The sequence below is a fragment of the Pseudomonas sp. o96-267 genome, assembly GCF_003935465.1.
GTDB classification, from domain to species: domain Bacteria; phylum Pseudomonadota; class Gammaproteobacteria; order Pseudomonadales; family Pseudomonadaceae; genus Aquipseudomonas; species Aquipseudomonas sediminis.
Genome location: NZ_RHQP01000029.1, coordinates 33,969 through 55,103, shown reverse-complemented (window position 1 = coordinate 55,103; position 21,135 = coordinate 33,969). Strand labels below are relative to the sequence as shown.

Annotated in this window: 24 protein-coding genes; 6 read left to right on the top strand and 18 right to left on the bottom strand. The window is 62.4% G+C overall.

All coding sequences use genetic code 11. The annotated features are described in order from the left end of the window. Positions 1-109: 109 nt before the first annotated feature. Positions 110-799, top strand: coding sequence for a uracil-DNA glycosylase (gene ung / locus EGJ86_RS18665; RefSeq protein WP_125836136.1), 690 nt, complete (start codon positions 110-112; stop codon positions 797-799). Positions 800-818: 19 nt separating this feature from the next. Here ung and EGJ86_RS18660 read toward each other — a convergent pair whose 3' ends face one another. From EGJ86_RS18660 to EGJ86_RS18635, 6 genes are all read right to left on the bottom strand, one after another. Then, complete coding sequence (locus tag EGJ86_RS18660) at positions 819-1,679, bottom strand: DUF6279 family lipoprotein (RefSeq protein WP_125836135.1); 861 nt, start codon at positions 1,677-1,679, stop codon at positions 819-821. Positions 1,680-1,926: 247 nt separating this feature from the next. Next, the gene (locus EGJ86_RS18655) at positions 1,927-2,628 is read right to left on the bottom strand and encodes an ABC transporter ATP-binding protein (protein WP_125836134.1); all 702 of its coding nucleotides are present in this window, start codon (positions 2,626-2,628) and stop codon (positions 1,927-1,929) included. A 3-nt stretch (positions 2,629-2,631) separates the two neighbouring features. After that, positions 2,632-3,399 (bottom strand): high-affinity branched-chain amino acid ABC transporter ATP-binding protein LivG, encoded by a 768-nt coding sequence (gene livG / locus EGJ86_RS18650; RefSeq protein WP_099522112.1) that lies wholly within the window; start codon positions 3,397-3,399, stop codon positions 2,632-2,634. Next, positions 3,396-4,667 (bottom strand): high-affinity branched-chain amino acid ABC transporter permease LivM, encoded by a 1,272-nt coding sequence (locus EGJ86_RS18645; protein ID WP_372237976.1) that lies wholly within the window; start codon positions 4,665-4,667, stop codon positions 3,396-3,398. Before EGJ86_RS18645 ends, livG begins: the two co-directional genes overlap by 4 nt. Then, complete coding sequence (livH, locus tag EGJ86_RS18640) at positions 4,664-5,587, bottom strand: high-affinity branched-chain amino acid ABC transporter permease LivH (RefSeq protein ID WP_099522111.1); 924 nt, start codon at positions 5,585-5,587, stop codon at positions 4,664-4,666. Before livH ends, EGJ86_RS18645 begins: the two co-directional genes overlap by 4 nt. 115 nt (positions 5,588-5,702) lie before the next feature. Beyond that, on the bottom strand, positions 5,703-6,824 hold the full coding sequence (locus EGJ86_RS18635) for a branched-chain amino acid ABC transporter substrate-binding protein (RefSeq protein ID WP_125836133.1): 1,122 nt from the start codon (positions 6,822-6,824) through the stop codon (positions 5,703-5,705). A 295-nt stretch (positions 6,825-7,119) separates the two neighbouring features. Here EGJ86_RS18635 and EGJ86_RS18630 point away from each other — a divergent pair, with 295 nt between their 5' ends. Together EGJ86_RS18630 and EGJ86_RS18625 are read left to right on the top strand one after the other, a co-directional pair. Further along, positions 7,120-7,437, top strand: coding sequence for a DUF2288 domain-containing protein (locus EGJ86_RS18630; protein ID WP_064494293.1), 318 nt, complete (start codon positions 7,120-7,122; stop codon positions 7,435-7,437). 95 nt (positions 7,438-7,532) lie between these two features. Further along, positions 7,533-7,904: a DUF5064 family protein gene (locus EGJ86_RS18625; RefSeq protein ID WP_125836132.1), complete on the top strand. Its 372-nt coding sequence runs from the start codon at positions 7,533-7,535 to the stop codon at positions 7,902-7,904. A gap of 69 nt (positions 7,905-7,973) precedes the next feature. Here the strand turns inward: EGJ86_RS18625 and EGJ86_RS18620 are convergent, their stop codons facing one another. The 3 genes from EGJ86_RS18620 to pyrC all read right to left on the bottom strand — a co-directional run bounded on the left by EGJ86_RS18620 (position 7,974) and on the right by pyrC (position 10,086). Then, complete coding sequence (locus tag EGJ86_RS18620) at positions 7,974-8,192, bottom strand: bacterioferritin-associated ferredoxin (RefSeq protein WP_004423711.1); 219 nt, start codon at positions 8,190-8,192, stop codon at positions 7,974-7,976. A 176-nt stretch (positions 8,193-8,368) separates the two neighbouring features. Then, a complete protein-coding gene (gene rnt / locus EGJ86_RS18615; RefSeq protein ID WP_099522109.1) occupies positions 8,369-9,043 on the bottom strand; it encodes a ribonuclease T in 675 nt (224 codons plus the stop codon). Next, the gene (pyrC, locus tag EGJ86_RS18610; protein WP_125836131.1) at positions 9,040-10,086 is read right to left on the bottom strand and encodes a dihydroorotase; all 1,047 of its coding nucleotides are present in this window, start codon (positions 10,084-10,086) and stop codon (positions 9,040-9,042) included. Before pyrC ends, rnt begins: the two co-directional genes overlap by 4 nt. A gap of 153 nt (positions 10,087-10,239) precedes the next feature. On the opposite strand from pyrC, the gene EGJ86_RS18605 reads away from it, so the two are divergent. From EGJ86_RS18605 to gloA, 3 genes are all read left to right on the top strand, one after another. After that, positions 10,240-11,187, top strand: coding sequence for an OmpA family protein (locus tag EGJ86_RS18605; protein WP_125836130.1), 948 nt, complete (start codon positions 10,240-10,242; stop codon positions 11,185-11,187). 114 nt (positions 11,188-11,301) lie between these two features. Then, entirely contained in the window at positions 11,302-12,519 is a 1,218-nt protein-coding gene (locus EGJ86_RS18600; RefSeq protein ID WP_075746225.1) for an argininosuccinate synthase, read from the top strand. A 213-nt stretch (positions 12,520-12,732) separates the two neighbouring features. Continuing rightward, a complete protein-coding gene (gene gloA / locus EGJ86_RS18590; protein ID WP_106732996.1) occupies positions 12,733-13,125 on the top strand; it encodes a lactoylglutathione lyase in 393 nt (130 codons plus the stop codon). A 56-nt stretch (positions 13,126-13,181) separates the two neighbouring features. On the opposite strand, the gene EGJ86_RS18585 is transcribed toward gloA, so the two are convergent. The 9 genes from EGJ86_RS18585 to EGJ86_RS18545 all read right to left on the bottom strand — a co-directional run bounded on the left by EGJ86_RS18585 (position 13,182) and on the right by EGJ86_RS18545 (position 21,120). Next, positions 13,182-13,361, bottom strand: a complete 180-nt coding sequence (locus tag EGJ86_RS18585; RefSeq protein WP_106732995.1) for a PA3496 family putative envelope integrity protein — start codon at positions 13,359-13,361, stop codon at positions 13,182-13,184. Positions 13,362-13,472: 111 nt separating this feature from the next. Next, positions 13,473-14,111 (bottom strand): endonuclease III, encoded by a 639-nt coding sequence (nth, locus tag EGJ86_RS18580; RefSeq protein WP_084341346.1) that lies wholly within the window; start codon positions 14,109-14,111, stop codon positions 13,473-13,475. Further along, positions 14,108-14,815 (bottom strand): electron transport complex subunit E, encoded by a 708-nt coding sequence (locus EGJ86_RS18575; protein ID WP_125836128.1) that lies wholly within the window; start codon positions 14,813-14,815, stop codon positions 14,108-14,110. The genes nth and EGJ86_RS18575 overlap by 4 nt, the downstream gene beginning before the upstream one ends. Beyond that, positions 14,812-15,447 carry an electron transport complex subunit RsxG gene (rsxG, locus tag EGJ86_RS18570; RefSeq protein ID WP_125836127.1) on the bottom strand — a complete coding sequence of 212 codons (636 nt, stop codon included), beginning with the start codon at positions 15,445-15,447 and terminating at the stop codon, positions 14,812-14,814. Before rsxG ends, EGJ86_RS18575 begins: the two co-directional genes overlap by 4 nt. 2 nt (positions 15,448-15,449) lie before the next feature. Then, a complete protein-coding gene (locus tag EGJ86_RS18565; protein ID WP_125836126.1) occupies positions 15,450-16,481 on the bottom strand; it encodes an RnfABCDGE type electron transport complex subunit D in 1,032 nt (343 codons plus the stop codon). Positions 16,482-16,621: 140 nt separating this feature from the next. After that, entirely contained in the window at positions 16,622-19,066 is a 2,445-nt protein-coding gene (gene rsxC / locus EGJ86_RS18560; protein ID WP_125836125.1) for an electron transport complex subunit RsxC, read from the bottom strand. Continuing rightward, complete coding sequence (rsxB, locus tag EGJ86_RS18555) at positions 19,063-19,638, bottom strand: electron transport complex subunit RsxB (RefSeq protein ID WP_017361671.1); 576 nt, start codon at positions 19,636-19,638, stop codon at positions 19,063-19,065. The genes rsxC and rsxB overlap by 4 nt, the downstream gene beginning before the upstream one ends. After that, positions 19,635-20,219, bottom strand: coding sequence for an electron transport complex subunit RsxA (gene rsxA / locus EGJ86_RS18550; RefSeq protein ID WP_013714594.1), 585 nt, complete (start codon positions 20,217-20,219; stop codon positions 19,635-19,637). Before rsxA ends, rsxB begins: the two co-directional genes overlap by 4 nt. Positions 20,220-20,352: 133 nt before the next feature. Continuing rightward, on the bottom strand, positions 20,353-21,120 hold the full coding sequence (locus tag EGJ86_RS18545) for a DUF4349 domain-containing protein (RefSeq protein ID WP_125836124.1): 768 nt from the start codon (positions 21,118-21,120) through the stop codon (positions 20,353-20,355). Between the last annotated feature and the right edge of the window lie 15 nt (positions 21,121-21,135).

Below are 21,135 nucleotides of genomic sequence, written 5' to 3'. Positions count from 1 at the left end.
AGATGCTAGCAGAGCCTTGGCCTAAAGCCGATGCACAGCTGTTGCCTTGACTTGCCCGGCCCCCTTCACTAGCGTGCCTGCACTTGTTTTGACCCTGCAGGAAAACCGCATGACCGACGATCGCATCAAGCTCGAAGCCAGCTGGAAACACGCGCTGCGTGAGGAGTTCGACAAGCCTTACATGAGCGAGCTGCGTGCGTTCCTGCAGGCGGAGAAGGCGGCCGGCAAGGAAATCTATCCGCCGGGTCCACTGATCTTCAATGCGCTCAATTCCACGCCGCTGGCTCAGGTCAAGGTGGTGATCATCGGCCAGGACCCGTACCACGGTCCCGGTCAGGCCCATGGCCTGTGCTTCTCCGTGCAGCCGGGCGTGCAGACGCCGCCGTCGCTGGTGAATATCTACAAGGAGCTCAAGCGCGACCTCAATATCGACATCCCGGCCCATGGTTACCTGCAGAGCTGGGCCGATCAGGGCGTGCTGCTGCTCAACACCTCACTGACAGTGGAACGCGCCAACGCCGGCTCGCACGCGGGCAAGGGCTGGCAGTTCTTTACCGACCGGGTGATCGAAGTGGTCAGCGAGCATCAGGACAAGCTGGTGTTCCTGCTCTGGGGCAGCCACGCTCAGGGCAAGCAGCGCCTGATCGACCCGACCAAGCACCTGGTGCTGCGCTCGCCGCACCCGTCACCGTTGTCGGCGCATCGCGGCTTCATTGGTAACGGTCACTTCAGCCGTTGCAATCAGTTCCTCAGCCAAAATGGCATGAGCCCCATCGACTGGCGCTTGCCGGCGCTCTGAGCCCGCTTCCGAGGCCTGCTTAGCGCCGCGCAACTGCCTGATCAGCCGTGCACTGCTGCGCGGCCAGATCGGCATGAAGGCTTTTCAGGCGCTTGTCGGCTCGCGCCATCTGTTTTGAGTCAGCCTGGGCGACCAGGTCGACGATCATCTCAGCCATGGCCTGACGATTCTTATCAAAGCTGGCCTGGTAGGCGATGGTGTAGAAGCGCTCGCGCTGTTGCAGCAGGGCGGTCATGCGCGCAGCGAAGTCGTCGCCACGGCGCACTTCCAGCGCCTCACGCAGCGCCTGTTGCCAGGCCATGCGGTTTTCCAGCCAGACCTGGTTCTGTTCGCCCAGGCCCTGTGCCCAGCTCTGCACCCGCTCGCGCTGCTCGGCGTTCAAGGTGCCGAACCAGGGTTGCAGGCGCTCCTCCATGCGCTCGGCGCGCCGGCTGATCTGCTCCTGCACGGGCGGCTCGAGAAACTCCTCACGCAGCTTGGCGTTCTGCTCGTCCATGGCCGCCAATAGCTGATCGACCTGACGCGGGCTGAGGCCACGCAGCAGCTCGATGGTGCTGGGGGTTATTTCCACGGCGATGCGTTGCATGGCTTGTTCGAAGTCGGCCAACTGGCTGGCCATCAGCTCGCTGTCACGGCTGCTCAGTGCCTGCTGACTGCGTTGCAGCCAGTCGAGATAGTGCGGTAGCTCGACGCTGCAATGCCAGGCCAGGTGCTCCTGCAACTGGGGTTTGAGCCAGGCGCTCTGCTCGCTGGTCAGTGCCACATAGTCGCTGAGCTTCCATGGGATCAGCCAATCGAGGTTTCGATAGGCCAGGCCGACACGGCTGCACGCGCTCAGCAGCAGGGTGATGGCCAGTAGCAGGAGCAGAGACTTGCGCATGATCTGGGCTCGCGAGGGCAGAGTTGTTGAGACTAATACTCGGTACATTTGACGCAAGAGGGTGGAAATATTCGCTTAAGAGTTCGCCAGCAGACCATGATCGCCGGCAAGCCGGCTTCTACAGGAGGCGGCGGTCTTGATGTTTGTAGGAGCCCGCTTGCGGGCGATCCAATCAATGCCGGCCGTGGTACTCCCGCGGATAAAAAGAAACCGCCCCGAAGGGCGGTTCCGATGTCGCAAGTTACGCTTAGCCGCCAAGGTAGGCGTCGCGCACCTTGGGGTCGCTGAGCAGCTCTTCGCCGCTACCGCGCATGACGATATGGCCGTTCTCCAGCACGTAGCCGCGATCTGCCAGTTTTAGCGCCTGGTTGGCGTTCTGCTCGACCAGGAACACGGTCACGCCGTCTTTACGCAGTTGCTCGATGATGTCGAAGATCTGCTGGATGATGATCGGCGCCAGACCCAGCGACGGCTCGTCGAGCAGCAGCAGGTTGGGCTTGCTCATCAGCGCACGACCGATGGCGAGCATTTGCTGCTCGCCGCCACTCATGGTGCCGGCGCGCTGAGCGAAGCGTTCCTTCAGGCGCGGGAACAGGTGCAGGACCTTGTCCAGCTGCTCCTGATTGTCCGCCTTGTCACCGAAGAAACCGCCCATGGCCAGGTTTTCCTCGACGGTCAGGCGGGCGAACACGCGACGGCCTTCCGGCACGATGGCGATGCTCTTGCGCATGATCTCCGGGGTATCCATGCCCACCAGCTCTTCACCCAGGTAGCGGATGCTGCCACTGGTGGCGCGCGGGTTGCCGCACAGGGTCATCAGCAGGGTCGACTTGCCGGCACCGTTGGCGCCGATCAGGGTGACGATCTCGCCTTTCTGCACTTCGATGCTGACGTCGTGCAGGGCCTGGATCTTGCCGTAGAAGGTTGAGACGTTATTGAAGCTCAGCATGGATTACGCCTCCCCCAGATAGGCTTTGATCACGTCCGGGTTGTTGCGGATGTCGTCCGGCGTGCCGTCGGCCAGGGGAGTGCCCTGGTTGATCACGTAGATGTGGTCGGAAATGCTCATCACCAGCTTCATGTCGTGCTCGATCAGCAGTACGGTGACGTTATGTTCGTCGCGCAGCACGCCGATCAACTCTTTCAGGTCTTCCGTTTCGCGCGGGTTCAGACCTGCGGCTGGCTCGTCGAGCATGAGGATGCTCGGACGGGTCATCATGCAGCGGGCGATTTCCAGGCGACGTTGTTGACCGTAGGCGAGTGTGCCGGCTTCGCGATTGGCAAAGTCCACCAGGTTGACCTTCTCCAGCCAGTAGCCGGCAAAGTCCATGGCTTCACGTTCGCTGCGGCGAAAGCTTGGCGTCTTGAACAGGCCCGCCAGGTAGCTGGTGTTGAGGTGACGGTGCTGGGCGATCAGCAGGTTTTCCACCGCGGTCATGTCCTTGAACAGACGCACGTTCTGGAAGGTGCGCACCACGCCCTTGCGCGCGATCTTGTGCCCCGGCAGGCCTTCGATCGCTTCGCCGTTGAGACGGATGCTACCCGAGCTCGGCTGGTAGAAACCGGTCAGGCAGTTGAATACAGTGGTCTTGCCGGCGCCGTTCGGGCCGATCATCGAGACCACCTGCTTTTCCTTGACGTTCAGGCCCACCCCGTTGACGGCCAGCAGGCCGCCGAAACGCATGGACAGGCCGCTTACTTCGAGAATCGTGCGGCTCATCGCTTCAGCTCCAGGTGGGGACGTTGCATCGGCAGCAACCCTTGCGGGCGCCAGATCATCATGAAAATCATGACCAGGCCGAAGATCAGCATGCGGTACTCGCTCAGCTCACGCATCTCCTGCAGCATCACCATGACGATGGCAGCGAGGATCACGCCCAGCTGCGAGCCCATGCCGCCGAGCACGACGATGGCGAGGATCATCGCTGACTCGATGAAGGTGAACGACTCTGGCGTCACCAGACCCTGGCGCGCAGCGAAGAAGCTGCCGGCGAAACCGGCCAGGCTGGCGCCGATGGTAAAGGCCGAGAGCTTGATCACGGTGGGGTTCAGGCCCAGCGCGCGGCAGGCGATCTCGTCTTCACGCAGTGCTTCCCAGGCGCGGCCGATCGGCATGCGCAGCAGGCGGTTGACCAAAAACAGGGTCAGCAACACCAGCAGCAGGGCGATCAGGTAGAGGAAGATCACCTTGTACTGCGAGTTGTAGGCGATTTCGAAGTAGCCGTGGAAAGTCGGCATGTCGGCGGGTACACGGCGCTCGAAGGACAGACCGAACAGCGTCGGCTTGTTCTCGTTGGCGATGCTCAGGCCATTGGGGCCACCGGTCAGTTCGGTGAGGTTACGCAGCAGAATGCGGATGATCTCGCCGAAGCCCAGGGTCACGATAGCCAGGTAGTCGCCGCGTAGACGCAGCACCGGGAAGCCCAGGAGGAAGCCGAACAGCGCAGCCATCATGCCGGCCAGCGGCAGACAGAGCCAGAAGCCCAGACCGAAGTAGTGAGCCAGAATCGCGTAGCTGTAGGCGCCGACGGCGTAGAAGCCGACGTAGCCCAGATCGAGCAGGCCGGCGAGGCCGACCACGATGTTCAGGCCGAGGCCGAGCATCACGTAGATCAGGATCAGCGTGGCGATATCCACCGAACCCCGGCTGGCGAAGAACGGCCAAACCAGTGCCACCATGATCATCGCCAGAATGATCCAGCGCTGGGTGGAAGGCAGGGTGAGGAAGTTACCGATCTCACCGGAACCGCTGGGCAGTTTGGGCAGCTTGGCCCAGGCCGGGGTCAGCCGGTCGCGCAGCAATTGCCAGAGGAAAATCAGCGTGGCAGCGCCGCCGATACACCAGAGTTCGAAGGCGGTGGCGCCTTCCACGCGCAGGCTGATGCCGACGGTGGAGAGTTTCAGGCCCAGAACCGGGTAGGAAATGATCAGCACCAGCAGGGCGCTGAAAATCGCGGATTTGAGATTCTTGGTAATAGCGGTGCTCATACTTTTTCCACCTCAGGACGGCCGAGGATGCCGGTCGGGCGGAACAGCAGCACCAGCACCAGGAGGCTGAATGCCACGACGTCCTTGTATTGATCACCGAAGATATCGGCGCCGAATGCTTCGGCCACGCCCAGCAGCAGGCCGCCGAGCACCGCGCCAGGAATGCTGCCGATACCACCGAGTACCGCAGCGGTGAAGGCCTTGATACCGGCGAGGAAGCCCAGGTGCGGGTTGATCACGCCGTAGTTCATGCCCAGCAGTACGGAGGCGATGGCAGCCAGTGCCGCACCGATGACGAAGGTCAGGGCAATGATGTTGTTGGTATTGATACCGAGCAGGTTGGCCATCTTCAGGTCTTCGGCGCAGGCGCGGCAGGCGCGGCCCAGGCGAGAACGGGAGATGAACAGGGTCAGACCGATCATGGTGACGAAGGTGACGATGAAGATCAGCACCTGCATGTAGGACACCACCACGCCGTTGGCCGCGCTTTCACCGAGGATGAAATTGCCGGGCAGCAGGTTGGGAATGGCTTTGTCCTTGGAGTCTTGCGAAAGCAATATCGCGTTCTGCAAGAAGATCGACATCCCGATCGCGGAGATCAGCGGGATCAGACGGTTGCCGCCGCGCAGGGGGCGGTAGGCCACCCGTTCGATGCTGTAGCCGTAGGCGCTGGTGACGATCATGGTGGCGGCGAAGGCCGCGATCATCACGAAGGGCACTGCTTCCAGGCCGAACATGGCGAGGCCGGCGATAACGGTGAAGGCTACGTACGAGCCAATCATGTAAACCTCGCCGTGGGCGAAGTTGATCATGCCGATGATGCCGTAGACCATGGTGTAGCCGATGGCGATCAGGGCATAGGTACTGCCAATGGTCAGGCCATTGATCAGCTGTTGTAGGTAGTGATAAAGATCAGGCATTGCCTAACTCCTGGGCAGCGCGTAAAGCGGCGCTTGTGGCGCAGCGCGAGGCCGGAATTCTTCTAATAAACAAAGCCCACTGCTCGCGCAGTGGGCTTTGGCTCAGACAGGAAGCTTACTTGGCTTCGGACTTGGTGCCGTCCTGGTGCCACTCGTACACCACGAAGCTGAAGTCCTTCAGGTCGCCCTTCTCGTCGAAGCCCAGGGAACCAGTGGGGGTGTCGAAGCTGTTGGCGCGCAGCGCAGCCGCTACCTTGGCGGTATCGGTGTCGCCGGCTTTCTCGATGCCTTCGGCGATGACTTGAACGGCAGCGTAAGCCGGGAACACGAACGGACCGCTCGGGTCTTCGTTCTTGGCCTTGAAGGCCTCGACCAGCGCCTTGTTCTTCGGATCCTGGTCGAAGGACTTCGGCAGGGTGACCAGCAGGCCTTCGGAAGCCGGGCCAGCGATGGCCGAGATTTCCTTGTTACCCACGCCTTCCGGACCCATGAACTTGACGTTCAGGCCACGCTCTTTGGTCTGGCGCAGCAGCAGGCCCAGCTCCGGGTGGTAGCCGCCGTAGTAGACGAAGTCGACGCCTGCCTGGTTGAGCTTGGCGATCAGCGCGGAGAAGTCCTTGTCGCCGGCGTTGATGCCTTCGAACAGGGAAACCTTCACGCCTTTGCTTTCCAGGGTCTGCTTGACCGCGGTGGCGATACCTTCGCCGTACTGCTGCTTGTCGTGGATGACAGCAACGTTCTTCGGCTTGATGTGGTCGGCGATGAAGTTACCGGCGGTCGGGCCTTGCAGGCTGTCCAGACCGATGGTGCGGAAGACCAGCTCGTAGCCACGAGCGGTGATGTCCGGGCTGGTGGAAGCCGCGGTGATCATCAGGATGCCTTCATCTTCGTAGATGTCCGAAGCCGGCTGAGTGGAGCTGGAGCACAGGTGGCCAACCACGAACTTGACGCCGTCGTTGACGATTTTGTTGGCAACGGCAACGGCCTGCTTCGGATCGCAAGCGTCGTCGTAGACCACGCCTTCGAGCTGGGCACCGTTCACGCCGCCGGCCTTGTTGATCTGCTCGATGGCCATCTTGGCGCCGATGAATTGCATCTCACCGTATTGAGCAACAGCACCGGTCACCGGACCGGCCAGGCCGATCTTGATGTTGTCGGCCGCCATCGAATAGCTGGCCGCCCCCGCCAGTGCCATTGCAGCGAACAGCTTGGAAATCTGCTTAGTAGCCTTGTTCATGAGTGCTCCACTCTTGTGTTTTTCGTTGTTGTAGTTCTTGCGGCCGAAGCTGCAGAACCGGGTCAGTGACCCCGGTAATGCCTCCGGCAACTGTACCGGAACAGTGTAGAGCGCGGATTTGCGCCTTGAAAAGCCGGCAACTGGAGGCGAAACGTGGGGTTGTCGCTAAATTGCAAGGAATGTATAGAAAAACGGCGTGGCCTGGGTCGGCTGGCGAGCGTCGCGCGTTTGCCAGGGCAATTGCCGACGCTATCATTGCGCGCCTGCATTCAAAGCCATCGACACGGGACACACCATGACGGATCAATCTAGCACCCTCTATGCCAAGCTGCTCGGTGAGACAGCGCCGATTCGTTGGCAGGAACTGCAGCCGTTCTTCGCTCGCGGTGCGCTACTCTGGGTCGAGGGTGGCGAGGATCTGGTGGCGGTCGCGCAGGCCGTGGCCGAGAACGATCAGACTCGCGTTGCGCAATGGATGAACCAAGGCCTGTTGTGCAAGCTCGAAGACTCACGCGCCGAAGATCTGCTTTCGCGTGACCCGCAGTTGTGGGCAGTCGTGGTCGCCCCCTGGGTGTTGGTACAGGAACGAGCAGGGGATTCGACCCTGCACTGAAATGGCGCGCTGCTGGGCTGTGAGCAGCGAGCTAGACTCTTCGCATGCTCCCGGTAGGGAGCCCCTAGCAGCGCTATGGCAAAGGAGTGAGCCCCATGTTCGAACCTGGTCATCTGCATCGCAGCAACCCGCTCGGTCTGGGCGGGCAACCTGGTTACAGCATCGATTTCTACTATGAGGTGCGCAAGGACTCGCAAGAAGGGCCCATGCTGCATGGGCGCCTGGTGGGCGAGATAGAGGGCAGGGCATTCGAGGAAGTCTTCGAGATGCATCGCGATACTGCGTTCAACTTCGCCAGCGTGATCTCCCGCCTGGTGGCCAAGCATGGCCTGCCGCCCAATCACAGCCCGATCATGCGGGCGCATGCCGAATACGATGCGATCTTCGAGGACATTCGTGCCAAGCTGCACGCCAAGCCGGGCGAGGCGGTAGACCTCGATCATCTGGAACGTGATGGTCTGACGTGACCCTGGCTGTTCGAGGACGAAAAAAAACCGGATGCTGAGATCCGGTTTTTTCATTTTCGGGGGCGTGTTTCAGGCTGCGACGAAACCTGCAGGGTAGGCCAGCGAGGCTTGGCTGCTTTGCACTTCGGCGATGGTTTCGCGTACGACCTGCTTGGCCAGGCAAGCGCACTTGCCACACTGGCTGGCGATGCCGAGCGTGCCGCGTACTTCACGATAGCTGCAGCAGCCCTCGTAGACCGCATCGCGGATTTGAGTATCGGTGACACCTTCACAGAGGCAGACGTACATAAGCAAGGCTCGTCTTGGTGGTTCTGTTCGATGGGTCGGATACTAATGTTAATGAGAATGCTTGTCAAAGATCTATTGCGAATGCTCGCAGTGTCTGACGAACGGTTTTCGGCCGTTGGCCAGACATTAAAAAACCGGCCTAGGCCGGTTTTTTAATGTACGCGAGAGATTGCGTGTTACTGATCGAACTCGTCCCAGCCGCCCATTTCCTTCCAGCGATTGACGATGCCGCAGAACAGCTCAGCGGTTTTCTCGGTGTCGTAGCGCGCCGAGTGCGCTTCCTTGCCGTCGAACTCGATACCGGCCGTCTGGCAGGCTTTGGCCAGCACGGTCTGGCCATAAGCGAGACCGGCGAGGGTCGCGGTGTCGAAGCTGGAGAACGGGTGGAAGGGATTGCGCTTGATGCCGCAACGCGCCACCGCGGCATTGAGGAAACCGAGGTCGAAGCTGCTGTTATGGCCGACCAGGATGGCGCGCTTGCAGCCGGCCGATTTTATCGACTTGCGCAGGCCCTTGAAGATTTCCCCCAGCGCGTGCTCCTCGCTGACGGCCATGCGCAGCGGATGGTCGAGCTTGATGCCGGTGAACTCCAGCGCAGCTTGTTCGATATTGGCGCCTTCGAACGGTTCGATGCGGAAGAAGTGGGTGTGATCCGGATACAGAAAGCCGCTCTCGTCCATGGCGATGGTGGTCGCGGCGATTTCCAGCAGGGCATCGGTGGCGCAGTTGAAACCGCCGGTCTCCACATCCACCACAACCGGCAGATAACCGCGAAAGCGCGCTGCCATGGGCGTGCGCGGGCCGGACGGCAGGCTCGGCTCGAGTTCGTCGTCGTAGTTGTCTTCGCTCACGCCTGAGCCTCCAGCAATTTCCAGCGCAGGGTTTCACCAGCGCGCAGCGGTACTACGCTGTTGTCGCCCAGCGGCAGGGTGGCCGGTACGGTCCACTCTTCGCGCACCAGGGTGATGCTGTCGCTGTTGCGCGGCATGCCGTAGAAGTCCGGGCCGTGGAAGCTGGCGAAGGCTTCCAGCTTGTCCAGCGCGTTGCGCTGTTCGAAGGCTTCGGCATACAGCTCGATGGCCGCATAGGCGGTGTAGCAGCCGGCGCAGCCGCAGGCGGCTTCCTTGGCGTGCTTGACGTGCGGTGCCGAGTCGGTGCCGAGGAAGAATTTGACGTTGCCGCTGGTGGCGGCGTCGAGCAGGGCTTCCTGGTGCACGTTGCGCTTGAGGATCGGCAGGCAATAGAAGTGCGGACGAATGCCGCCGACCAGCATGTGGTTGCGGTTGTACAGCAGGTGATGCGCGGTGATGGTGGCGCCGACGTTGGCCGAGGTGGCCTCGACGAACTGCACCGCGTCGCGGGTAGTGATGTGCTCGAACACTACCTTCAGTGTCGGGAAACGCTCGACTACACGGGTCAGGTGCTCATCAATGAAGGCTTTCTCACGGTCGAACACGTCGATCTCGGCGCGGGTCACTTCGCCATGCACCAGCAGCAGCATGCCGACTTCGGCCATGGCTTCCAGCGCCGGGAAGATCTTGTCGATGCTGGTGACGCCCGAGTCGGAGTTGGTGGTGGCGCCGGCCGGATAGAGCTTGGCGGCATGCATGAAACCGCTGGCCTTGGCCGCACGCACGTCCTCGGGGCTGGTGTTGTCGGTGAGGTAGAGCACCATCAGCGGCTCGAAGCGGCTGCCAGCTGGGCGTGCAGCGAGAATACGCTGACGATAGGCATCGGCCTCGGCGGCATTGCGTACCGGCGGTACCAGGTTGGGCATGATGATGGCGCGGCCGAAAGTGCGCGCGGCATCGCCGACGGTGTGTGGCAGCACCGCGCCGTCGCGCAGGTGAATGTGCCAGTCATCGGGACGCAGGAGAGTCAGGCGGTCGGACATGGAGGCTTCCAGGCGGGTAAAACGTGGCCGCATGGTAACTGAAAAGCGCCTGTTCGCGCTCGCGCCGACGCGACAATCGCACGCCGGGTGTCAAGTTTCCGCGCGCCTGACCGATACTCCGTGAGAATGCCGTGAACCGCCGTGGAGTCGACCGTGCGTGCGCCCAATTTCCTTCTGATCAGCCTGCTGGCTGGCATGCCCTTGTGCCTGCCAGCGCATGCCATCAGTTTCCAGACGCGGCTGGAAAAGGTGGAGTGGACGGTCGAGGGCGATCAGTTCGAATGTCGCCTGAGTCAGCCGATCAGTAATTTCGGCAGTGGTGAGTTCGTGCGCCGTGCTGGCGAGCAGGTCACTTTTCGTCTCAAGGCGCGTGAGCGCTGGATGGGCGTGGGGTCGGCGACCTTGCTCGCTGCAGCAGCGCCCTGGCAGCCAGGACGCGGCGATATCAACCTCGGAGTGGTCAGCGTCGGTAATGGCGAGGTGCCCTTCAACAGCTCGCAGGAGCAGGGCTCACGCCTGCTAACCGGCTTGCTCGAAGGGCGCAGCCCGGTGGTGCGTCATCGCACGCTCAATGGTGGCGATAACCTGGAAGTGCGGCTGCTGCCGGTCAAGTTTCACAAGGCCTATGATGATTACCAGGCCTGTACCGCCAAGCTGCTACCGGTCAATTTTGATCAGATTCGCCAGGCGCAGATTGGCTTTCCCGGTGGCGGCATCGATCTCGATCCGATGGCCAAGGCCAAGCTCGATATCATCCTCGACTTCGTCAAGGCCGACCCCACCATCAACAGCTTCCAGATCGACGGCCATGCCGACAACAGCGGCAATCGCCTGACCAACCGTGACCTGTCACGCCGCCGCGCGCTGGCCGTGCAGGAGTATCTGGTGGCCGGCGGCATACCGGTCGAGCAGATCACCATGCGCTTTCACGGCGAGCGCTACCCGCTGGTGCCGAACAACAACGAAGCCAATCGCGCCAAGAATCGCCGTGCGACCCTGCGCCTGGATCGTATGCCCGCGTCGGACGCCCCGGTACAGAGCGCACCGCAGACCGCTCCACCGAGCCCCCCGGTTGACCCGGCCGGAAGTACGCCTTCCTAGAAAAAAGCCGATTCTTCCCGTCGCTTCGTCATCACAAGCTGTCGCGCCCCTGTAAATTGAGGCGCGAGGCCAGTAGAATCACGGGTTTTACCGTACAACCCGTGGAGTGATGGCATGGCGGACGTCAAAAAGGTAGTTCTGGCCTATTCCGGTGGCCTGGACACCTCGGTGATCCTCAAGTGGCTGCAAGATACCTATAACTGTGAAGTGGTGACCTTCACCGCCGATCTCGGCCAAGGTGAAGAGGTCGAGCCGGCCCGCGCCAAGGCTCAGGCAATGGGCGTCAAGGAAATCTACATCGACGACCTGCGCGAAGAGTTCGTTCGCGATTTCGTCTACCCGATGTTCCGCGCCAACACCGTCTACGAAGGCGAGTACCTGCTGGGTACTTCCATCGCCCGTCCGCTGATCGCCAAGCGCCTGATCGAAATCGCCAACGAGACCGGCGCCGACGCCATCTCCCACGGTGCTACCGGCAAGGGCAACGACCAGGTGCGTTTCGAACTGGGCGCTTATGCGCTGAAGCCGGGTGTGAAAGTCATCGCCCCGTGGCGCGAGTGGGACCTGCTGTCGCGCGAGAAGCTGATGGACTACGCCGAGAAGCACGCCATCCCGATCGAGCGCCACGGCAAGAAGAAGTCGCCGTACTCCATGGATGCCAACCTGCTGCACATCTCCTATGAAGGTGGTGTGCTGGAAGACACCTGGACCGAGCACGAAGAAGATATGTGGAAATGGACTGTCTCTCCTGAGGCAGCACCAGACGCACCGACTTATATCGAGCTGACCTACCGCGCCGGTGACATCGTCGCCATCGACGGCAAGGAGTTGAGCCCCGCGACCGTACTGGCTGAACTGAACCGTATCGGCGGCGAGAACGGCATCGGCCGTCTGGACATCGTCGAGAACCGCTTCGTCGGCATGAAGTCCCGTGGCTGCTACGAGACCCCCGGCGGCACCATCATGCTCAAGGCCCACCGCGCCATCGAGTCGATCACCCTCGACCGCGAAGTGGCTCACCTGAAAGACGAGCTGATGCCGAAATACGCCAGCCTGATCTACAACGGTTTCTGGTGGAGCCCGGAGCGTCTGATGCTGCAACAGATGATCGACGCCTCCCAGGCCAACGTGAACGGCGTGGTCCGCCTGAAGCTGTACAAGGGCAACGTCATCGTCACCGGCCGCAAGTCCGACGATTCGCTGTTCGATGCCAACATCGCGACCTTCGAGGAAGATGGCGGCGCCTACAACCAGCAGGACGCGGCAGGCTTCATCAAGCTCAACGCTCTGCGTATGCGTATTGCTGCAGGCAAGGGTCGCAAGCTGGTCTAACAGGCTGCTGAAAAACTACCTGCGTTGGCAATGCTGCGTTAAAAACGGCCTCAAAATGCTCATTTACAGCTCGTAAACGGCGCTTTTTCGGCCGTTTTTGCCTTGTCTTGCCTGCCTCGCCTACGTTTTTCAACGGCCTGCTAAGCTGAGCCACCTGCGCCACAAGAACCCCGGCCATGTGCCGGGGTTCTGCTTTTTACGGGAGTGAATCTGATGAGACTGCTGCACACCATGCTGCGCGTCGGCGATCTGGACAAGTCCATTGCCTTCTACACCGAAGTGCTGGGCATGACTTTGCTGCGCCGTAAGGACTACCCGGATGGGCAGTTCACCCTGGCCTTCGTCGGCTACGGCGACGAGGCGCACAACAGCGTGATCGAGCTGACTCACAACTGGGGCGTCGAGCACTACGAGCTCGGCACCGGCTACGGCCATATCGCTCTGGAAGTCGAGGATGTCTACAAGGCCTGCGAGGATATTCGCGGCCGTGGCGGCAAGATCACCCGTGAGCCGGGCCCGATGAAGCACGGCACGAGTATCCTGGCCTTCGTCGAGGACCCGGACGGTTACAAGATCGAACTGCTTTCACCGTCTCGCCGCGTCTGATCGAGACATACGAAAAGCCCCGCAATCAGCGGGGCTTCTTCTGTGCAGCTCGATACTCAGATATCGAAATCGTATTCGGCCAGCTGTTTGTGCAGGCGACGCTCTTCGAGGAAGTTGTCGATGATGCGACGCTTGGTCAGGTTGGTCTTGGCGACTTCCACCGCAGGCTCGGTATCGTCCGATTCTTCCGCGACAAAGTCTTCGTCCAGTTCGAGGTCTTCTTTGTCAGTGCTCATCTATTCCACTCCAGGCCAGTGACTGGGGCCATTTGCGCACCTTATAGCGACAAAAATTGAGCGGGTAAAAAAGATTTTTTCAATCAGGAGATCGCCAGATTCTATGGTCGATCAATCGTCGGAGGTTTTCGCCTTGTACTCGCACAGGTCTTCGATGCGGCAGGCGCCACAACGCGGTTTGCGCGCGGTGCAGACGTAGCGCCCGTGCAGGATCAACCAATGGTGGGCGTCGAGCAGGTAATCCTTGGGCACGAACTTGAGCAGCTTCTTTTCTACCTCGACCACGTTCTTGCCTGGCGCGATACCAGTGCGGTTGCTGACGCGGAAAATATGCGTGTCCACGGCCATAGCCAACTGGCGAAACGCCGTGTTGAGTACCACGTTGGCGGTCTTGCGGCCGACGCCGGGCAGGGCTTCGAGGTCTTCGCGGTTGTCCGGCACCACACTGCCGTGCTTCTCGATAAGGAGGCGGCAGGCCTCGATGACGTTCTTCGCCTTGCTGTTGTACAGGCCGATGGTCTTGATGTACTCGGAAAGACCCTCGACGCCCAGGGCGTAGATCGCCTCCGGCGTGTTGGCCACGGGAAACAGCTTGGCCGTGGCCTTGTTGACACTGACGTCGGTGGCCTGGGCCGAAAGCGTTACCGCCACCAGCAGCTCGAAGGGGGTGCTGTAGGCCAGCTCGGTTTTCGGCTCGGGGTTGTCTTCGTGCAGGCGACGGAAGATTTCCTGGCGTTTGGCTGCGTTCATTCTATGACTCCGGTAACGCGAACGCGGCGGCTTTGGGCAGGCTGCTCGGGCGCGGCGGCCTTGGCTCGTTCGGCGGCGATCTGGTCGATGCGGTTCTTGCCGGCGATCAGCAGGCCTAGAACGATGAACGCGCCCGGTGGCAGGATGGCCAGCAGGAAGCCGCGGTAATCGTGCACCAGGGTGAGTTTCCAGTCGGCGGCAATCGGGCCGAACAGCAGGTGCATGTTGGCGAACAGTGCGCCAGTGCCAAGCAGCTCACGGATGGCGCCGATCAGCACCAGCACGGTGCCGAAGCCCAGGCCCATCATCAGGCCGTCGTAGGCGGCGCGGGCCGGATCGTGCTTGGCAGCGAAGCCGTCGGCGCGGCCGAGGATCACGCAGTTGGTGGTAATCAGCGGGATGAAGATGCCGAGGATCTGGTACAGCTCGTAGGTATAGGCCTGCATCAGCAGTTCGATGCAGGTGGTCAGCGCGGCGATGATCATGACGAAGGCCGGTAGACGCACAGCGGTGTTGACCACGCCGCGTACCAGCGACACGGCGGTGTTCGAACACACCAGCACCACCGCACTGGCCAGGGCCAGGCCCAAGGCGTTGACCGTGGAGTTGCTCACCCCAAGCAGCGGGCAGAGGCCGAGTAGTTGTACCAGCGCCGGGTTGTTCTTCCACAAGCCGTTGAGGGTGATTTCGCGGTAGCTGGTCATTGCTCGTCCTCCACCTGGCCCAGCAACTGGGCGCGGTGCGTATCGAAGTAGCGCAGGGCGCCGTGCACTGCCTTGACCACGGCGCGCGGGGTGATGGTGGCGCCGGCGAACTGGTCGAAGTCGCCACGATCCTTTTTCACCGCCCAGCGCTCTTCGCCAGGGTCGTTCAGGGATTTGCCCTCGAAGCTGCGTACCCAGTCGCTCTTGGCCAGTTCGATCTTGTCCCCCAGTCCAGGCGTTTCCTTATGGCTGAGCACGCGTACGCCAGCCAGGCGGCCATCGGCGAAGATGCCCACCAGCAGGTGGATGGCGCCGCTGTAGCCGTCCGGTGCGGTCACCGGCAGGATCAGTGCGCTGGGTTGGCCGTCCTTGAGCGCTAGGTAGGCCGACTGCGGGCTGCGATGGCCCAGCTCGGGAACGTTGAGCTCGATGCGGTTATCCAGCAGGTGATTGTCGTAGCTGCCGGCCGGCAGGATTTCCGCCAGGGCACGCACCTGCGCTTCACGCTCGGCATTGGCGATGCGCTCGGCGGTGCCCTGTTGCAGCAGGGCGACGGTGCCGACGGTGCCGATGGCGAACAGGCCAAGCACTAGGGCGTTTTTCAGCATCGAGCGGCTGATTTCCGGCAGCATGCTCATTCTCCCAGCTTGAAGCCGCTATTGGGCTTGCGGTGGCCGTAGCTGCGTGGCCGGGTGTAGTAGTCGATGGTCGGCGCCGCCAGGTTCATCAGCAGCACGGCGAATGCCACCGCATCCGGGTAGCCGCCCCAGGTGCGGATCACGTAGACCAGCACGCCGACGCCGATGCCGAACACCAGGCGTCCGCGATTGCTGGTAGCGCCGGATACCGGGTCGGTGACGATGAAGAAGGCGCCGAGCATGGTGGCGCCTGTGAGCAGGTGGAACAGCGGCGAGCCGTTGGAATCCGAGCCGCTGCCGTTCCAGAACAGCAGGCTCATGATGAACAGCGCGGCAAGCATGCCCACTGGCGCATGCCAGGTGATCAGGCGTTTATGCAGCAGATACAGGCCGCCGGCTAGGAAGGCCAGATTGACTACCTCGCTGCCGGCACCGCCGAAATGGCCGAAGGCCGGGTTGCTGGCGTGCAGCTCGTCGATGGTCAGGCTCTTGTTCACCTTCAGCGCGTCCAGCGCGGTGGCCTGGGCCCAGCCGTCCGGGAGGTTGGCGATACCGAGGATATGCTGGATGCCATCCAGCGCGGCGACACCATGCGGCGCGGGCCAACTGGTCATGTCGACGGGGAAGGAGATCAGCACCACCACGTAGCCGACCATGGCCGGGTTGAACGGGTTCTGTCCGAGGCCACCATAGAGCTGTTTGCCGAAGCCGATGGCGAAACCGCAGGCGATCAGCGTCAGCCACCAGGGCGAGTAGGGCGGCAGGGCCAAGGCCAGCAGCACGGCGGTGACCAGGGCGCTGTAGTCCTTGAGGAAGAACGCGATCGGGCGTTTGCGTGCAGCCAGCAATGCAGCCTCGAAACCCAGGGCGCAGAGGCTGGCCCAGACCAGATTGAACAGGTTGCCGGCGCCGAACAGCCAGGTCAGGGCGAGAATGCCCGGCACGGTGGCCAGCAGCACCTGCAGCATGACCTGCTGGGTACGGTTGCTGCCCGTGGCGTGGGGCGATGTGATGCGGGGCAGGGCCATCGGCGCTCCGGTCGTTACTGTCGCGGCGCCTTGTTGGGCGCGGTTCCCGGATTGCCTCCGGGCTACGGTTGTCTGTGCCGCCCGGGGGCTCCGGCGCGACGGGGTATCTTTTGTAGCCCGGATGCAATCCGGGGCGGCTGTCAGGGTTGGTATTCGGCCAGCTTGCGTTCTGCTTCGCTCAAGCGTGTGCGCGCCTGCTCCAGTGCATCGGCAGTGGTGTTGTCGTCACGTTCCAGCTTGCGCAGGTCTGATCGGGCGAAGGCCACTTCGGTTTTAAAGGCTTTCAGATCAGCATCCACGCCGGGGCGTTCGGTGCGCACCAGATCCGGTGCCGGTTTGCCCGAGGCCGCTTCTGCGGCGTGCAGCGCTTGTTCAGCGGCGGCCAGGGCATCGCGCAGCGGTTGCAGCGCGGTGTCGTCGCTGCCGGCCTTTTCTGCCTTCTTCAGTTCGGCGCGTTTCATCGCCAGTTCGATCTTGGCTCTTTTCAGCGCATCGTCGCCGGCGGGTTTGGCGGCTGGTGCCGGCGCCTGGCTCTGCAACTCGGCCAGGGCTTTCTCGGCGGCTTCGAGCTGCTGGCGTACACGGGCGACTTCGGCCTGCTGCTCGTCGTCCGGGTTCTCGATTTTTTCCAGCTTGCGCAATTGTGCCTTGAGCATGGCGGCGTCGATCTTGGCTTTCTTCAGCGCTTCGTCGCCAGCGGGTTTGGCAGCGGCTGTGGGCTTCTGGCTGTCCAACTCGGCCAGGGCCTTCTCGGCGGCTTCCAGTTGCTGGCGCACGCGGGCGATCTCGGCCTGTTGTTCGTCGTCCGGAGTTTCTATCTTCTCCAGCTTGCGCAGTTGCGCCTTGAGCATGGCGGCTTCGATCTTGGCCTTTTTCAGCGCGTCGTCACCGGCCGGTTTGGGCGCCGGGGCTGGTGCTGCTGCCTGGGCATTGGCCAGCGCTTTTTGCGCGGCTTCGGCTGCTGCACGCAGCTCAGTAACCTGCGCCTGCAGTTCGGGCGTGTCGTGGGCGGCCAGCTGTTTCTCTGCCTTCTTCAACGCGACCTGGGCCATGCTGGCTTCGATCTTGAGTTTCTTCAGCGCTTCATCGGCCGGCGCCGCTGCGGCAGCAGGCGGGGCTTCGGCTTGTGCTGCCTTGGCGCGGGCGGCTTTCTCGGCGCGGGCCTTGCGCTCGGCTTCCTTCTGCTCCTCGGCGCGGCGCAGGCGTTCCTGACGTTGCTCGAAGCGCTGTTTGGAGTGTTCGGCCTTGAGTTGCTTCTGTTCCAGCTCGCGAATTTCCGCCTTGGCTGCGCGGTAGTACTGCACCAGTGGGATGCTCGACGGGCAGACGTAGGCGCAGGCGCCGCACTCGATGCAGTCGAACAGATTGTGCGCCTTGAGCTGCTCGTGTTCCTGGCCCAGGGCGAAGAAGTGCAGTTGTTGAGGCAGCAGGCTGGCCGGGCAAGCCTCGGCGCATTCGCCGCAGCGGATACAGGGCATGGCCGGCGGTGGTGGCGGCAGTTCGGCGGCGGTGCTGGCCAGCAGGCAGTTGCTGGTCTTGATCAGGGGCACGTCCAGCGATGGCAGGGTAAAGCCCATCATCGGCCCGCCCATGATCAGGCGATTGATCTTGCTCGGGTCGAGCCCGGCGAACGCCAGCAGCTCGCCCACCGGCGTGCCGATCAGCGCCTCGACATTGCCGGGGCGCACCAGCGCTTCGCCGGTGAGGGTGGTGATACGCGAGATCAACGGTTTGCCCAGCAGTACGGCGTCGTGGATGGCCACGCAGGTGCCGACGTTCTGGCAAAGGATGCCGATATCGGCGGGCAGGCCGCCGCTGGGCACCTCGACGCCGGTGAGAATCTGGATCAGTTGTTTCTCGCCGCCGGACGGGTACTTGGTCGGGAACACTCGCACTTGGTAGTCGCGGCCGATGCAGGCAGCGCGTACGGCGGCGATGGCCTCGGGCTTGTTGTCTTCGATGCCGATCAGCACCTGCTGTGGCTGGATCAGATGGGCCAGTACCTCGATACCGGCGACCAGCTCGACGGCACGTTCGCGCATCAGCACGTCATCGGCGGTGATGTAGGGTTCACATTCGGTGCCGTTGATGATCAGTGTGTGGATCTTCTGCGTCGGCCTTGCAGTGAGTTTGACCGCCGTGGGGAAGCCGGCGCCGCCCAGGCCGTTGATGCCGGCCTCGCGGATCAGCGTCAGCAGTTCGGCTGGCTCAAGGCTGCGGTAGTCGGCTGGCGGCGTCAGCTCGATCCACTCGTCCAGGCCATCGCTGTCGATGACGATGGCCGGCGCCAGCATGCCGGAAGCATGCGGATAAGGCTGCTCACCGATAAAGGCGATGCTGCCGGAAGTCGGTGCATGCAACGGCACACTGACGAAGCCATTGGCATTGGCGATCTTCTCGCCCTTGCGCACGCGCTGGCCGACCGCCACGCAGGGTTCGGCGGCAGCGCCGATATGCTGACCAAGCGGCAACACCAGGCGCTTGGGCAATGGCGCTTGCTGGATCGATGTGCGGTTGGACAGCTCCTTGCGCTCGGCGGGATGGATGCCGCCGGGGATATCCCAGAACTTTTCCTGCACGGTCATGCCGCCTGCTCCCGGTCACTGGCGATCAACTGGCCGGGTGCCAGCGGCTTGTCCCATTTCCAGCTTTGCACGGTGCTGCCAACTTCGATCATGTCGATGCAGTCCACCGGGCAGGGCTCGACGCACAGGTCGCAGCCGGTGCACTCGCTGACGATCACCGTATGCATCTGCCGCGCCGCGCCGACGATGGCATCCACCGGGCAGGCCTGGATGCACTTGGTGCAGCCAATGCACTCTGCTTCGCGGATAAACGCGACCATCTGCGGCTTTTCGCCTTCCACCGCGTCCAGTGGTTCCGCCTCGACGTCGAGCAGATCGGCCAGGGCGGCGATGGTGGCTTCGCCGCCGGGTGGGCATTTGTTGATCTTGTCGCCGCCGGCAATGGCTTCTGCGTAGGGTTTGCAACCGGGATAGCCGCACTGGCCGCACTGGGTCTGCGGCAGCAGAGCGTTGATCTGCTCGGCGATGGGGTCGCCCTCGACCTTGAAGCGCACCGCGGCAAAACCGAGGATGGCGCCCGCGATCAGGCACAGCGCGAGCAGGGCGAGAACGGCGACCAGAACCAGGCTCATAGCTTGATCAGCCCGGAGAAGCCCATGAACGCTAGCGACATCAACCCGGCGGTAATCATGCCGATAGCCGCGCCCTGGAAGGACTTCGGCACGTCGGCGATGGCGATACGCTCACGCATGGCGGCGAACAGTACCAGCACCAGGGAGAAACCCAGGCCGGCGGCGAAGCCGTTGACGGTGGCGGTGATGAAGGTGAACTCGGCCTTGTTGGCGTTGAGCAGGGCGACGCCAAGAACGATGCAGTTGGTGGTGATCAGCGGTAGGAAAATGCCCAGGACGCGATAGAGCAGTGGGCTGGTCTTGTTCACCACCATCTCGGTGAATTGCACCACCACGGCGATCACCAGGATGAAGCTGATGGTGCGCAGGAATTCCAGGTCCAGCGGTTTGAGCACGTACTGCTGCACCAGGTAGCTGCACATGGCCGCCAGGGTGAGCACGAAGGTGGTGGCCAGGGAGAGGCCGATCGCGGTTTCGATCTTCTTCGACACGCCCATGAACGGGCACAGGCCGAGGAACTGCACCAGCACGAAATTGTTGACCAGGATGGCGCTGACCATGATCAGGACGAGTTCGGTCATCGGATTGCCGTCGAGTGCGCAAAGGCCATAGGAAAAGGGCGCCTATTATCGGGAAGCCGCCCCGGCCATACAAGCCGGATGCGGCGAATTGCCTGCCCTCGGCGACCTCGCGTCACATGCAGTATGGCTCTTTTCAGCGGCTGGTGAGGCGCCGCCACAGCTTGCGCAAACCCAGTGCCACAGGGAACAGCACAATCAGGAAAGGCAGGCTGTAGCCGATGAACTCGATCAGGTTGGCGGTGCCTTCGGCGAGGTTGTCCGTCAGGCGCGAGAAGGCGTCGCCGATGCGGCCCAAAGGCGAGCTTTCGTAGGGGCTGCTGAAGTTCAGGGTCAGCAGGTTGGTATCCAGGCGGCGCTGCTGTTGGGCGGCTTCCTGCGCCAGTGCCTGCAGTTGCACTTCCAGGGCGGCCTGCTCACGGGCCAGGGCCAGCAGGTCGGCGACGGCCAGACCATCGCGCTTCTCGAATTGCTGCAGGGTCTGCTGCTGGCGTAATAGTTGCTCATTCTGGCGGCGGTTGTCGGCAACGGCCAGGGCCAGGTCTTCGGCGCGGGTGGTACGGCTGGTCAGCTCACCGCCCTCGCTGGCCAGTGCGGTAATGGCCTCGACACCATCCGGCGCGATACGCAGGGTCAGCTCGCCACGTGGCGCACGGCCGCTGCTCTGCTGCGCGGCGATCAGACTGCAGGCGCCGAAACGCTCGGCCATGCAGGCTTCGCGGGTGGCTGCGATCCGCTCGCTGATCTGCTCTGCAGCCAGCTCGATGCCTACGTGGTGTTCATAGGCCAGGTAGCTACCGGCCTTGTTGCGCTCACCCTGCAGGGCACCGCCGAGCGGTGTGCCTGATTGATCGGAGCAACCCGCCAGAATCAGCAGAAGGGGGACGACCATCCATGGTTTCATCATTGCCTCCTGGCG

Excerpts from the sequence above, each read along its gene's own strand:
- pyrC (WP_125836131.1), bottom strand. The coding sequence starts at position 10,086 with ATGTCCGACCGCCTGACTCTCCTGCGTCCCGATGACTGGCACATTCAC.
- EGJ86_RS18660 (WP_125836135.1), bottom strand. The coding sequence starts at position 1,679 with ATGCGCAAGTCTCTGCTCCTGCTACTGGCCATCACCCTGCTGCTGAGC.
- gloA (WP_106732996.1), top strand. The coding sequence starts at position 12,733 with ATGAGACTGCTGCACACCATGCTGCGCGTCGGCGATCTGGACAAGTCC.
- EGJ86_RS18655 (WP_125836134.1), bottom strand. The coding sequence starts at position 2,628 with ATGCTGAGCTTCAATAACGTCTCAACCTTCTACGGCAAGATCCAGGCC.
- livG (WP_099522112.1), bottom strand. The coding sequence starts at position 3,399 with ATGAGCCGCACGATTCTCGAAGTAAGCGGCCTGTCCATGCGTTTCGGC.
- EGJ86_RS18575 (WP_125836128.1), bottom strand. The coding sequence starts at position 14,815 with ATGACCAGCTACCGCGAAATCACCCTCAACGGCTTGTGGAAGAACAAC.
- EGJ86_RS18600 (WP_075746225.1), top strand. The coding sequence starts at position 11,302 with ATGGCGGACGTCAAAAAGGTAGTTCTGGCCTATTCCGGTGGCCTGGAC.
- EGJ86_RS18585 (WP_106732995.1), bottom strand. The coding sequence starts at position 13,361 with ATGAGCACTGACAAAGAAGACCTCGAACTGGACGAAGACTTTGTCGCG.
- nth (WP_084341346.1), bottom strand. The coding sequence starts at position 14,111 with ATGAACGCAGCCAAACGCCAGGAAATCTTCCGTCGCCTGCACGAAGAC.
- EGJ86_RS18625 (WP_125836132.1), top strand. The coding sequence starts at position 7,533 with ATGTTCGAACCTGGTCATCTGCATCGCAGCAACCCGCTCGGTCTGGGC.
- EGJ86_RS18645 (WP_372237976.1), bottom strand. The coding sequence starts at position 4,667 with ATGAGCACCGCTATTACCAAGAATCTCAAATCCGCGATTTTCAGCGCC.
- EGJ86_RS18545 (WP_125836124.1), bottom strand. The coding sequence starts at position 21,120 with ATGAAACCATGGATGGTCGTCCCCCTTCTGCTGATTCTGGCGGGTTGC.
- EGJ86_RS18635 (WP_125836133.1), bottom strand. The coding sequence starts at position 6,824 with ATGAACAAGGCTACTAAGCAGATTTCCAAGCTGTTCGCTGCAATGGCA.
- rsxG (WP_125836127.1), bottom strand. The coding sequence starts at position 15,447 with ATGCTGCCGGAAATCAGCCGCTCGATGCTGAAAAACGCCCTAGTGCTT.
- ung (WP_125836136.1), top strand. The coding sequence starts at position 110 with ATGACCGACGATCGCATCAAGCTCGAAGCCAGCTGGAAACACGCGCTG.
- rsxA (WP_013714594.1), bottom strand. The coding sequence starts at position 20,219 with ATGACCGAACTCGTCCTGATCATGGTCAGCGCCATCCTGGTCAACAAT.
- rsxB (WP_017361671.1), bottom strand. The coding sequence starts at position 19,638 with ATGAGCCTGGTTCTGGTCGCCGTTCTCGCCCTGCTCGCGCTGTGCCTG.
- livH (WP_099522111.1), bottom strand. The coding sequence starts at position 5,587 with ATGCCTGATCTTTATCACTACCTACAACAGCTGATCAATGGCCTGACC.
- rsxC (WP_125836125.1), bottom strand. The coding sequence starts at position 19,066 with ATGACCGTGCAGGAAAAGTTCTGGGATATCCCCGGCGGCATCCATCCC.
- EGJ86_RS18565 (WP_125836126.1), bottom strand. The coding sequence starts at position 16,481 with ATGGCCCTGCCCCGCATCACATCGCCCCACGCCACGGGCAGCAACCGT.
- EGJ86_RS18620 (WP_004423711.1), bottom strand. The coding sequence starts at position 8,192 with ATGTACGTCTGCCTCTGTGAAGGTGTCACCGATACTCAAATCCGCGAT.
- EGJ86_RS18630 (WP_064494293.1), top strand. The coding sequence starts at position 7,120 with ATGACGGATCAATCTAGCACCCTCTATGCCAAGCTGCTCGGTGAGACA.